Here is a 12,288-nt window from a genome sequence, read left to right on the forward strand (position 1 = left end):
CGTCTTCAGGAAGCGTCAGGCCTTCTCTTCCCAGATCATCGCCAGATGTACGATGGTCTGCACCGCCTTCTCCATGTCCTGCCGGCTGACCCATTCGAGCCGCGAATGGAACGCGTGCTCGCCGGCAAAGATGTTGGGGCAGGGCAGGCCCATGAAGGACAGGCGCGAGCCGTCGGTGCCGCCGCGGATCGCGGTGCGCATCGGGCGCAGGCCGGCGCGGCGGATCGCCTCGATGGCGTATTCGAGCACGTGCGGGTGACGATCGATCACCTGCTTCATGTTGCGGTACTGCTCCTCGACCTCGAACGTGTAGGTCGAGCGCGGGTAGTCCTTCATCACGTCCTTGACGATGCCCTCGAGCAGCGCCTCCTTCTCCTTCAGCCCTTCCTCGGTGAAATCGCGGACGATGAAGGAGAGCGTCGCCTGTTCGAGCGCGCCGTCGATGCCGATCGGATGCAGAAAACCCTGCTTGCCCGAGGTGGTCTCGGGCGAGCAGCCCTCCTTCGGCAGACGCTCGACGATGGCCGCGGCGATCTTGATGGCGTGCTCCATTTTGCCCTTGGCGTAGCCGGGATGGGCGCTGACGCCGTTGATGGTGATGGTGGCGCCGTCGGCCGAGAAGGTCTCGTCCTCGACGCAGCCGGCGCTCTCGCCGTCCATGGTGTAGCCGAAATCGGCACCCAGCTTGTTCAGGTCGACATTGTCGACGCCGCGGCCGATCTCCTCGTCCGGCGTGAACAGGATCTTGATGGTGCCGTGCTTCACGTCGGGATTGTTGATGAAGAAATGCGCGGCATCCATGATCTCGGCGACGCCGGCCTTGTTGTCGGCGCCTAATAGCGTCGTGCCGTCGGTGGTGATGATGTCGTTGCCGATCTGGTTCTTCAGCGCAGGGTGCTCATTGAAGCGGATCACCTGGCTGGTGTCGCCGGGCAGGACGATGTCGCCGCCGCGATAGTTCTTCACGATTTGCGGCTTGACGTCCTTGCCGGTGACGTCGGGCGAGGTGTCCATGTGCGAGCAGAAGCAGATCACCGGCACCTTCTTGTCGGTGTTGGCCGGGATCGTTCCGTAGACGTAGCCGTAATCGTCGAGATGCGCGTCCACAACGCCCATGGCCTTCAGCTCGGCAGCGAGCACGCGGCCGAGATCCTTCTGCTTCTCGGTCGACGGCGAGCTGGGGGATGCCGGATCGGACTGGGTGTCGATGGTGACGTAGCGCAGGAAGCGCTCGGTCACGGTATGCGAAAAGGAGAGGGAGGACATTCTGGTCAAACCGCCGGGTGTTCTTGAAGCTGGCGGTATATCAGAAAAGCGGGCCGTGATGCGGCCGCAACGGGCTCGGGGGCGGGCTTTAGCGGCCTCAGATCGCTTCCTTCAGTTCCTTCACCGGGCGGAACGCGACCTTCCTGGTGGCCTTGATGTGGATCGCTTCGCCGGTGGAAGGATTACGGCCGGTGCGGGCGGCGCGCTTGCGGACCTGGAGGATGCCGAGGCCGACGATGCGGACCCGGTCGCCCTTCTTGAGGTGCTTGGTGATCAGATCGACCATGTCGGTCAGCACGGCCTCGGCATGCTTTTTGGAGACATCCTGGCGCTCGGCAATGTCGGCGGCGAGGTGCTTGAGCGTGATCGTGGCGGGCGCGGCCGCCTTCTTCGCCGAATCCTTCTTAGCCGGATCCTTCTTAGCCATGTCTGGCCTCCTCGATCTTGCAGGTCATCCAGAGGAGATGGCCCCTGACGCGCAAGTTCCCGGAGGCGTAGACGATTCGGGACCGGACTGACTACGCCGCCGGCGCTGCCGAGGGCCGCGTTCGTGTGTGCCAGCAGTGGAATCCGCTGGTTTGAGCTGTGGATGCAACATCCTTGACTTCACCAGATCGGGCCTTTAAGTCCCCCCTCGTTCCGCAGACATTGCGTGTCACGCGGGAGTAGCTCAGTTGGTTAGAGCGCCGGCCTGTCACGCCGGAGGTCGCGGGTTCGAGCCCCGTCTCTCGCGCCATTTTTGGCAAATAGATCAAATAGTTGCTGTATTTTGCGGCCAAAAGCGCCGCTTGGACTGCCGTTTCATCCCGATCGCTTCCTCCCCGCCAGAATACGTTTATTTCGGCTTGGACTCCTCGATATGCGCGAGGATGCGCCGTGCGTCTGTGCTGCCGGCCTGCGCCGCCTTGGCCAGGAGCCGCCTGGCCTCGGCAAGGTCCCGTCGGCCGCCGATTCCGTTGGCGTTGCACCGGGCGAGATTGACCAGGGCTTCGAGTCCGCCCATCGCGGCGCCCCTCTGGTACAGCGCCCGAGCCAATTTCAGGTCTCGCCTGGCTCCCAGTCCCTTCTCGGCAAGCTCCCCCATCCTGTTGATGGCCGTCGCATCGCCGAGCTCGGCGGCCCGCTGGTACAACGCATAGGCCTTTGCGGGATCGCTGGCCGCGCCGATTCCACGCTCCTGCTGTAGGCCGAGGCTGACGAGTGCTGGCGCAATCTTCTTCTCGGCGGCCATCTCATAGTAGAAGCGCGAGCGGGCGGGATCTTTCTCGACGCCGTTGCCGTTCTCATACATCAATCCGAGCTCGTAGAGCGCGCGTGCGTTGCCGAGCTCGGATGCCGCCTTGTAGCTCGCCACCGCTCCTCCGTAATCGCGCATGGCGAACAATGAACGCCCGAGCTGGTAGTGCAGGCGGTCCACCCCTGGAGACTGCTTGACCGCCTCCGCGCACGCCGCAACCGCGCCCGCCGCCTTTGTATCGTCGCGCGTCTCGCCTTGGTCGGCGCGTCCCCTCAAATCCGCGAGCCCGGCAACGGCGTTGTCGCAGTGCTGCATGACGGCGGTATCGTCCTGGACGACTTGCTTGACGGGATGGAGATAGATCTTGTCCTTGGAAAGCTGACCATACATGTAGGGCGTCTGCTTCCGGTGCGTTGCCTGCCGAACCTCGTCGCGAACGTTGCGAAACACAAAGTTGATCTCGAGGTCGGCCTGCCGGAGGTATTTCAGCAGCGCCGCAGCGAAAGGGCTGTTGCGGCCTTCGCCTTCTTCCGCGGTCCGCCCCGGCTCCGCTGGAAAGAACACGAGCGTGTTGCGGATCGGTGTGCTTCCGGCTGAGGTCAGGGAAGAGCTGCTGCTGCGGCCATTCGGTATCGCAGGGAACGGGTTCTCCCGCATGGCATCCAGGATCACCAGACCCAGCCTGCGAGCCCGCCCTGCGGCAGCGGTCACCGCAGCCAGGGGAACGGTCTCTGCGTTGGCCGACTCAGGTGTCGCAAGATGCGCATCCACGGGGATCAGGTAACTGCCGACACCGGCAGCTGCACTGTATCCGGCAAAATAGAAGACCGCGATGTCCGCAGCGGCGGACTTCTCGGTGAAGGCGACGAGCCTCGCGCGCAGATCGTCGAGGGTCGTGTTCTTGCGCAGATCGACGTCGAAGCCGAGGCCGGCGAGACCCGCGGCAATGTCCTCGGCATCATTGACGGGAGAGCCGAGCGGCGGCGCGTTCGCGTAGCTCGCGTTTCCAATGACCAAGGCGACACGGCGGTTGGAAGCTTCTGCTTCGGCGTCGAAGAGAAGCCCGATGGCAATGAACAGTGCCAGCCAGCGCAAGTTGGAGTCGCGTCCCTTAGTCGATGCCCGAACGGAGCTGCCGCCTCATCCAGTCGCGGTCGGTGAGAAAATCGAGGCCGAGCAGACCATAGTCGACGCGCAGAAACCCGTCCACTCCAGACGACACCGCCGCGGGAGTCTGCCGCGCGACCTCCTGCGCCATCACGCCGACATAGAACCTCGCATCGCCCTTGTATCGATAGCGATAGAGGCGGAGGCCAGTATCGGTCCAGCCGAGTGCCGTAATGTCCTCCTTGAGGCGGATGTCCGATGGAATGGTGACGCGGCTCGCGGCATTCGAAGCGGCAGTCGAGGCCGCTCTGCTGGCCGCGCTTGATGCAGCGCTCGAGGCTGATCGGCTGGCAGCGTTCGACGCTGCGGCTGATGCCGCCTGCGATGCCGCCCGGCTTGCTGCGCTCGACGCGGCATTGCTGACCGCAGTCGAAACGGCATTGCTGACCACGTTGCCGACGACGTTGCTGACGACGCCGCTGACCACATTGCCGACATTCTGGTTCACGCGTGCAACCACTCGCCGATATTCGCGATTGCGAACCTTTTCCTCTTCCGAGCGGGTGTAGGCGGAAACCAGCAGCCCGCGCCTGCGCGCCTCGGTCACCGCGTTGATCATGCATCCCTTGGGGTTGCCCTTGGTCCGGCAAAGCTGGAATTGAAGCTGGACGTAGTCGGGGTATTTTTTGATCGATCTGGCGCACGCCCCGGAATCGCCGTCGAAGCAGGCGTTCACGTCGCTATCGTGCGCTGATTGCAGCATCAGTTCGGTGGAATTGACCGGTCGCAGGGCAAGGTCGCTGCCCGGCGGCAGGCGGTTATGGCGCGAGCTCGGATAGCGCTCGGCAAACCGGCCAACCACGCTCTTGTCGCGTGATTCCTTCAGGACGTCCCATGCCTTCTCGACTGCCTCCGAATTGCCGGTGGTCGTCTCGGCCGAGGCGAGCTGATAGCTCGCCGGTGGCGGACCGGGCATGCCGATCTGCCCGGTGGCTTGGCCCGGCTTAGCCGACTTCTCGAGCGAAGCCAGCGCGACCCGGGCGCTCTCGACATGCTGGCCAAACGGATAGAGATCCAAATAGGCGCGGTAGGCCGCGAGCGACTTCTGTCGCTCGACGATCTTCCAGGCGTTCGTTTCAGCCGTCTGCAACTGCGCAATGCGCTGGTCGATCTCGGCCGTATGCGCGCTCGCCGGGAATTGCTGGGCGAAACGGCGCAAGGTCGCGATCTCGTTGGTCGAGCGGACGAACTCCCAGGCGAGCTGCTCGGCATCTGCTCCACCATCGCCGTTTGCGGCGGCAGCGTCGCCGTTGAGATAGATGTCGCCCTTCGGCAGCGTCCCGTAGATTGCCGGCTCTTGTGTCCCGGTCTCCTTCCAGACTTCGTCGTGCACGATCCGGAAGAGATAGTTGATCTCGAGTTGCGGCGTTTCGACATGGCGCAGGAGCGAGCCGGAGTAGGGGCTATTCCGCCCGGCCCCGTCGCTCGCCGTCGTGCCGGCAGCGGCCGCAAAGGCAACGAGCACGTTGTCGCTCACCTCGACAGGGGCAAGACCGCGCGTGTCGGCCGCGAAAGGCGTCGGGGAACGGGGTGTGCCGGACACTGGCGCGGCCGCCTTGGATGGCCGCGACGACAGCGCGCGTCCCGCGGCGGCGACCTTCGTCGTTTCGAACGGGTCGTTGCGGCAGGCGTCGAGAACCACGAGGCCGATGATCTTCGGCATCACGGAGATATCGATCAGGGTCTCGAGATTGATCGCCTCGGCATAGACATCGATCTCGGACTTGATTTCGGCATCGACCGGAATCAGCCAGTTCTTTCCGTCCATTTCGACGCCATGGCCTGCGAAGAAGATCACCGCCTTGTCGGCCGTCTTCGCCGCATTGCCGAATTCGATGAGGGCCTGCCGGAAATGATTGTAGTCGAGGTCGGCGAGGTGTCTGACGGAATATCCCAGACGACCCAGCGACGTCGCCATGTCGGCGGCGTCGTTGGCCGGGTTGATGAGTTTTGGGACCTTGCGATAGTTGCTGTTGCCGACAACGAGCGCGATCCTGTCTCCGGCGGTCGCCTGCAGTATTGTCGAAACGAGCATCGACAATGCTACGCAGCTGAGAACGGCGATCCGGCGTGCCAGATCCTGCAACATGAAGACGGGACGCGAGCTTGCGAGAACGAAAATCCCCAAATGGGCAGGCATCGGCAGAAACTCAGAAAATGAAAAATCGCAGAAACGGGCTAAGGCGGCTTGTTCGTGGATTCTACATCAAGGGATGCTGGATGACGACATCAAAGGCCTCCGTGTTCAGGATTTCGTGAACCGGGAGTGGCGATGCTTCGACCAAGAGGCTGCACATCGCGAGCGGTGAAACCAGTCGCGCTGCGCTGGTGTTGATGGCGCAGGCGGCCGAGGCCGGCGACATCTTCGGAGACTGCGGATGACCAGGACAGTCAAGTTCGCCCGTGCGCCGATTCTGGCCCTGCCGCTGCTCGTCGCTTTGTGCAGCGTGGCCCGCTGCAATGATCCGGCCGAGTCGTCACGCGACTCCATCATCCAGAACGTTCGAGAGGACGTGCGGCGGCACATCCGGGCACGGGAAGCAGGCAAGCCTAAGAAAAGTCCGGAGCTGAGCCAGACGGCAACGCAGCGTGGTGCCACGAAGAAGCGAAACCGCTCGACGGTGGAGTAGTGGGATATCGGCGCGCGCCCTGCGTTGGGTTGCTTCTCGTATCCGGGCGTGTTGCTCGGCGTGCAGCGCGGCCTGGGAAAGTGTTGCAAATGAGCATCAGCTGGGCGCGCTTGATGGAGCCGAACCCCCAATTCAGCCAATCAGGTGAAGACGCCGCGGGTGCTTTGCAAATAAATTCGGCGCCTGAAGCTTGCGGGAATTTACCTCCCGCCAAGGCTCGGGGCTGAACCAGCAGGGGGCTGATCGAATACTATGAGGGCAGGAATTTTCCGCCGCGGCTTTGTCGTGGCCGTACCTTTTTTGCTTAGTCTGTTTGCGACGCGACCGGTCTCCGCACAGGAGGTCAATGTTCCGCAGCAAGTCATCAACAACACCGTTCAGAACATCATCCAGAACGTCCGCGACCAGATTCAGCATCGCAGGGTCGTTACTCCTCCTGGAATGCTGCGCTTCAGCGGCGAGGAGTCGGATTTCGACCGTCGTGATCCGTTCGCCGCAAGGGGTGTCAGCAATCCGTTCGGTGCCCTGGCCTACGCCAAGGCTCCGGCACTTGCAGCGCCGCCCCCGGCGACCTGGCTTTACGGCGCGAACCTCGTCGGCAGTGGCGACAGTGCGCAATCGAGCGGGGTCCAGGTCAGCGTTGCGACGGTGACCGGCGCAGTCGATGTGACCAAGATCGGTATCTTCACTGCAACCGACGCGCTGACCTTCATCGGGACTGGCTCGCACTCGTGGGCGCACACCTTCACGAATGGCGGACTGACTACCGACGGTTCAATTCCATCGACTTCCGGCACCCTGTCGTATCTCAACGGCGGTTTCTCGACTGACTTCACCGCGCTCGCGAGCTGGACTCGCAGCACATCCAATCTTCCCCTTGCCGCGACCGCGGACGGCAGCGGCATCGCCTATACCTGGAACGGCCAATACCGGTTCGACTTCCCCTATACCGTGTGGTTCGAGCCGACGGTCGGCGTAACCTATTCGGAGGGCTATACCGCCAATTTCGGCAGCAAGACGGGCGATTCAACCGAATTTCACGGTGGCATGCGCGCCGGCTTCGAGACGGACTGGCTGGGCTTTAAGATCCAGCCGTCGATCTCGGGTCAGTACTACAGGATCGTCGACGCGAGCGGCGCCGGCGCCGTTGGAGGTGCGGTCCCCGTTGCGGCCGGCGTGATCGGTACCAATGGTCTTCGCGGTTCCGCAAAGGTCAACGTGCTCTGGACGCCGCAGCTGTCGTCCTACCTCGAAGTTCATGGCAGCAGCATCACCTTGCCGGACCCCCTGCTGCCTGGGGTTGGCGGATTCGGAACCTCGATCGCGGGTACTCAGGCCGGCCTTCGCTATACCTGGTAGAGTGATCTCGAAGACGGATGCCCGCCGTGCCCGGCGGGCATCTTCTTGCGCTCCTCTCGCGCCTGGCGGAGGCAACATCCCCCGCGGCGCCGTCGCATGGGTGAAACCGAACGAAAAGGCCGCCTGAAGGCGGCCGTTTGGTATCAAACCGGACCTTTTCGGTTGTTCAGCGAATCTCGGACGTGCCCGCGCTGGTCACCACCACCGGCTTGCCGGCCTTGATGACCTGGGTGGACTGGGCGGTCTGGCTGTAATCGGCATGGGTGCGGGCCGCAATCCCGAAGCCGGCCACGGCAATGCCGGCCACCAGCGCCACCACCACGATCTTCAGGTGGGTCGCACGATCAGCAGAATGAATTGAGTGGTTCATCTGAGCCTCCCGACGGGCTTTGCCGTCGTCTACGGGCTCATCTTCTAAGCGCCGTCTGTTTCCGGATGGTTTCGCGGGTTCCGCAAAATGGTTTCATCTCGCCCGGCCGGCAAGTTTCATTTGGACGGCCGCGCTGGGCTGGTCTGGGGCGCCGTTTGGCCGCCTGATCGTCTTTCGGTGATCGCCGCCGAAGCCCGCTGATGTTGCAGCAACATACGGAAATATTGGAGCATTTCTAAGAGTCTTTCTAAGAAGCATTCAATTAGGGAATTCCCGCGCCCTCACATAAGCGTCATCGCGAGCGCATGCCGTTCCGGGGACAGGCGGCATGACGCATCGAAACATGCAGCTTTGGGGTGGCGCGTTGAACAGTCTTGGAATGCTGCGGTCGGCCGTGTTGGCGACCGCATCCGCTTGGGTCTTGATGCCTCAGGCATCGCTTGCACAACCTTCCGCGCAGAGTGGCGCGCAGAACATTCCGCCGGTGACGGTCACGGCGCCGGAAGCGCGCCGCCGTACCGCGGCGACGCCTCAGCGCCGCGCGACGCGGATCGCGGTGCAGACCGCCGCTAGCAACAGGCCGCAGCCACGGCGTGACGTCGGCTTCGTCGAGACGCCGCGCGGGCCGGTGAACGGCTACGTCGCCGGCCGCAGCTCGTCGGGCACCAAGACCAACACGCCGATCATGGAGACGCCGCAGGCGGTGTCCGTCATCGGTGCCGAGCAGATCCGCGACCAGAAGCCGAACAAGCTCGACGAGGTTCTGCGCTACACCGCCGGCGTGCGGGCAGGGACTTTCGGTACGGACACGCGCAACGATTGGTGGCTGATCCGCGGCTTCAAGTCCGAGGACATTGGGCTGTTCCTCGACGGCATGCAGCTGTTCTACACGTCCTATGCGAGCTGGAAGCTGCAGACGCCCAACATGGAGCGTGTCGAGGTGCTGCGCGGTCCGTCGGCGGTGCTGTATGGCGGATCGAGCCCGAGCGGCATCGTCAACGTCATCAGCAAGATGCCGCCGGCCGAACCGATCCGTTACATCGAGACCGGCGTCAACAACTTCGGCAACGCCTATGTCAGCTTCGACATGGGCGGTCCGGTTGCGACCAGTCCTGATAACGGCAAGCTGTTCGCGCGCGTGGTCGGCCAGGTCCAGAACGGCGGTACGCAGGTCAACTTCACACCTGACAACAACTACTTCATCGCGCCGTCGGTCACGTGGAAGCCCGATGCCGACACGACCTTCACGGTGCTGGCGTCGGCCTCGAAGCAGGATACCCGCGGCATCAACTTCCTGCCCTATCAGGGCACGGTGACCAGCGCGCCGTTCGGCAAGATCCCGACCAGCTTCTTCGTCGGCGATCCCAGTGTCGATAAGTTCACGCGCGAGCAGGAGATGCTCGGCTACCAGTTCGAGCGTCATCTCACCGACGATGTGACGTTCCGTCAGAACGCGCGCTTTGCGCATGTCGACATCACCTATCGCGGCTATGTCGGCAACGGCTGGGACAACATCAACACGGCGACGATGGGCCGCTATAACTGGTATGCGAAAAACACCGCGAATCAGGCCAATCTCGACAACCAGCTGGAGTATCGTTTCAACACCGGCGCCGTCAGGCACACGATGCTGTTCGGTGTCGATCTGCGGGGCTATCAAATCGACGATTACCAGGCCTTCGGGTTCGGTGTGCCCTCGATCAACGTCTTCAATCCGGCCTACGGAGGAGCTGAGGTTCCGCTACCCGGCTCGCCGTTCCGCAACTTCCTCATCACGCAGAAACAGGCTGGTACTTACGTTCAGGACCAGATGAAGCTCGGCAATTTCACGCTGGTGCTGAGCGGCCGCAATGACTGGGTCGAGACGACGCAGGAAGCCCGGGACACCGGCGCCACCGTCGCCAGCCGCGACGACAGCAGGTTCAGCGGCCGCGCCGGGTTGATCTACAATTTCGACAACGGCATCTCGCCTTACGTCTCCTATTCAACGAGCTACAATCCAATCATCGGCCTTAATGCGTCGAACCAGCTTTTCCTGCCGGAGACCGGTAAGCAGGCCGAAATCGGCGTGAAGGTCGCGCCGGTCGGATTCGACGGCTATTTCACCGTTTCGGCGTTCGACCTTGTCCGTCAGAATGTCCCGACAACGGTGCCGGGCAGCGTTCCGCTCCTGCAGAACCAGACTGGCGAGGTGACCTCGCGCGGCATCGAGCTCGAGGCGGTGGCCAATGCCACGAAGGAGCTGAAGTTCATCGGTGCCTTCACGGCCTATAATCTCTTTGTGAGCAAGGATCTCGATCCGACGCTCGTCGGCAAGACGCCGACCAACACGCCCGAACTCCTGGTGTCCGGCTGGGCCGACTACACCTTCAAGGACGGACCGCTCGCGGGCTTCGGCTTCGGCGGCGGCGTACGTTACATCGGCTCGTCCTGGGCCGATACCGCCAACACGCTCGAGGTTCCCGCGGTCGTGCTCGGCGATCTCGCGCTCCACTATGAATGGCAGAACTGGCGGACGGCGCTGAACGTGATCAACCTGACCGACAAGATCTATGTCGCAAGCTGCGCGTCGTCCACGTCCTGCTTCTACGGCGACCGTCGGCGCGTCACCGCCAGCGTCTCCTACAAATGGTGAGGACAGGCGAGGGCAGGGCCGGAAGGCTCTGGGACGAAGCGCAACCGATCGTGACGTTCGCTCGGCTCCACCTGGGCGTCCGCTGATCTGCGGTTACGATGAGCTCGCGGGCCATGCCCCCCGGCCCAAAGCTCATCCGGGCGCGGCGCGAGCGACCGGCAGGTCGCCGCCGCGCCCGCGACCGGCTTGGAGCCAATCGCGGGCACATTCGCCGGACGAGCCCTGGTCCTGTGATGACGCATGGCTCCTCCGATTACTCTGAGCTGTGGACAGGTCTTTCCTGCACCTGAGGCGGCGGCACCAGCATTGTTGGTCCTGACCGCGCCGATCGGCAAATCTGTCGCCGCGACAACGGGGGAATTGCCCCTGCGGCGCTGCATCAAAGCCCGAGCATTTGGTCGGTCAGCGCGCAGCGAATAGCTGGCTCGGCCCGAGCGCCGCAATCTCAGAACGGCTGACCTGCGAGACCGTGGCAGCCCTTGCTGGGTGGGGCGATCTGCTCCATACCAGCCGCGGGGTGATTCCGGGATTTTCACCGTTCTGGGGGCGGCAAAGGGCCTGAAAAGAGCGTGTCTTGCGCCCATTGGTGCACTGCGCTAAGGCTCAGAATAATTCCAAATCGGACGAATCCGTGGCTGTCCCGAGGCTGCGGGAAAAGGGCTCGCCAATGAGCGGCATTCTGCAGAACTATCTTCCACTCGTCGTCTTTATAGGGGTAGCGGGCCTGATCGGCCTCGTGCTGCTGATCGCGCCGTTCATCGTGGCGTTCCAGCAGCCGGATCCCGAAAAGCTGTCGGCCTATGAGTGCGGCTTCAACGCCTTCGACGACGCCCGCATGAAGTTCGACGTCCGCTTCTATCTCGTCGCCATCCTCTTCATCATCTTCGATCTCGAGGTGGCGTTTCTGTTTCCCTGGGCGGTGGCGTTCGGCAAGCTTGGCGCGACCGGCTTCTGGTCCATGGTGGTGTTCCTCGCCGTGCTGACGGTCGGGTTCGCCTATGAATGGAAGAAAGGGGCCCTCGAATGGGATTGAACCCGGCTACACAGTCCGCAGGTCCGGTGATCGCACCGGCCCCGAAGGGCATTCTGGATCCTTCGACCGGCAAGCCGGTCGGGGCCAATGATCCGTTCTTCCTCGAGGTCAATTCCGAGCTGTCCGACAAGGGCTTCTTCGTGGCCGCGACCGACGACCTCATCACCTGGGCGCGTACCGGCTCTTTGATGTGGATGACCTTCGGTCTCGCCTGCTGCGCGGTCGAGATGATGCAGGTCTCGATGCCGCGCTACGACGTCGAGCGCTTCGGCTTCGCCCCGCGTGCCTCGCCGCGTCAGTCCGACGTGATGATCGTGGCGGGAACGCTGACCAACAAGATGGCGCCGGCGCTGCGCAAGGTCTACGACCAGATGCCCGAGCCGCGCTACGTCATCTCGATGGGCTCCTGCGCCAATGGCGGCGGCTATTATCACTATTCCTACTCGGTCGTGCGCGGCTGCGACCGCATCGTGCCGATCGACATCTACGTGCCGGGCTGCCCGCCCACGGCGGAGGCGCTGCTCTACGGCGTGCTGCTGCTGCAAAAGAAGATCCGGCGCACCGGCACCATCGAACGCTAAGGTTTTACGT

General features: G+C 63.1%; 10 protein-coding genes and 1 tRNA gene. 6 read left to right on the top strand and 5 right to left on the bottom strand.

The window, feature by feature from the left end:
- Nucleotides 1–15: 15 nt before the first annotated feature.
- The gene (pepT, locus tag I6F20_RS04100; protein WP_225125159.1) at nt 16–1,266 is read right to left on the bottom strand and encodes a peptidase T; all 1,251 of its coding nucleotides are present in this window, start codon (nt 1,264–1,266) and stop codon (nt 16–18) included.
- A 97-nt stretch (nt 1,267–1,363) separates the two neighbouring features.
- A complete protein-coding gene (locus I6F20_RS04105; RefSeq protein ID WP_036010212.1) occupies nt 1,364–1,693 on the bottom strand; it encodes an HU family DNA-binding protein in 330 nt (109 codons plus the stop codon).
- Nucleotides 1,694–1,925: 232 nt separating this feature from the next.
- Here I6F20_RS04105 and I6F20_RS04110 point away from each other — a divergent pair.
- Nucleotides 1,926–2,002 (top strand) — tRNA-Asp (locus tag I6F20_RS04110).
- A gap of 99 nt (nt 2,003–2,101) precedes the next feature.
- Here I6F20_RS04110 and I6F20_RS04115 read toward each other — a convergent pair.
- Nucleotides 2,102–3,598, bottom strand: a complete 1,497-nt coding sequence (locus tag I6F20_RS04115) for a caspase family protein (RefSeq protein WP_225125160.1) — start codon at nt 3,596–3,598, stop codon at nt 2,102–2,104.
- A 16-nt stretch (nt 3,599–3,614) separates the two neighbouring features.
- Complete coding sequence (locus I6F20_RS04120; RefSeq protein WP_225125162.1) at nt 3,615–5,705, bottom strand: caspase family protein; 2,091 nt, start codon at nt 5,703–5,705, stop codon at nt 3,615–3,617.
- A 343-nt stretch (nt 5,706–6,048) separates the two neighbouring features.
- Between I6F20_RS04120 and I6F20_RS04125 the strand changes: the two genes are divergently transcribed.
- Together I6F20_RS04125 and I6F20_RS04130 are read left to right on the top strand one after the other, a co-directional pair.
- Nucleotides 6,049–6,300 (top strand): hypothetical protein, encoded by a 252-nt coding sequence (locus I6F20_RS04125; protein WP_225113098.1) that lies wholly within the window; start codon nt 6,049–6,051, stop codon nt 6,298–6,300.
- 252 nt (nt 6,301–6,552) lie between these two features.
- Nucleotides 6,553–7,659: an autotransporter domain-containing protein gene (locus I6F20_RS04130; RefSeq protein ID WP_141697649.1), complete on the top strand. Its 1,107-nt coding sequence runs from the start codon at nt 6,553–6,555 to the stop codon at nt 7,657–7,659.
- Nucleotides 7,660–7,825: 166 nt separating this feature from the next.
- Here the strand turns inward: I6F20_RS04130 and I6F20_RS04135 are convergent, their stop codons facing one another.
- Nucleotides 7,826–8,029 (bottom strand): hypothetical protein, encoded by a 204-nt coding sequence (locus I6F20_RS04135; protein WP_036010204.1) that lies wholly within the window; start codon nt 8,027–8,029, stop codon nt 7,826–7,828.
- A 379-nt stretch (nt 8,030–8,408) separates the two neighbouring features.
- Here I6F20_RS04135 and I6F20_RS04140 point away from each other — a divergent pair, with 379 nt between their 5' ends.
- The 3 genes from I6F20_RS04140 (at nt 8,409) to I6F20_RS04150 (ending at nt 12,278) form a co-directional block, all read left to right on the top strand.
- A complete protein-coding gene (locus I6F20_RS04140; protein ID WP_225125336.1) occupies nt 8,409–10,664 on the top strand; it encodes a TonB-dependent siderophore receptor in 2,256 nt (751 codons plus the stop codon).
- A 667-nt stretch (nt 10,665–11,331) separates the two neighbouring features.
- The gene (locus I6F20_RS04145) at nt 11,332–11,697 is read left to right on the top strand and encodes an NADH-quinone oxidoreductase subunit A (protein ID WP_008136158.1); all 366 of its coding nucleotides are present in this window, start codon (nt 11,332–11,334) and stop codon (nt 11,695–11,697) included.
- Nucleotides 11,688–12,278 (top strand): NuoB/complex I 20 kDa subunit family protein, encoded by a 591-nt coding sequence (locus I6F20_RS04150; protein WP_036025347.1) that lies wholly within the window; start codon nt 11,688–11,690, stop codon nt 12,276–12,278. The genes I6F20_RS04145 and I6F20_RS04150 overlap by 10 nt, the downstream gene beginning before the upstream one ends.
- Nucleotides 12,279–12,288 lie beyond the last annotated feature (10 nt).

This window comes from Bradyrhizobium sp. IC3123, from assembly GCF_020193625.1.
Lineage (GTDB): Bacteria > Pseudomonadota > Alphaproteobacteria > Rhizobiales > Xanthobacteraceae > Bradyrhizobium > Bradyrhizobium yuanmingense.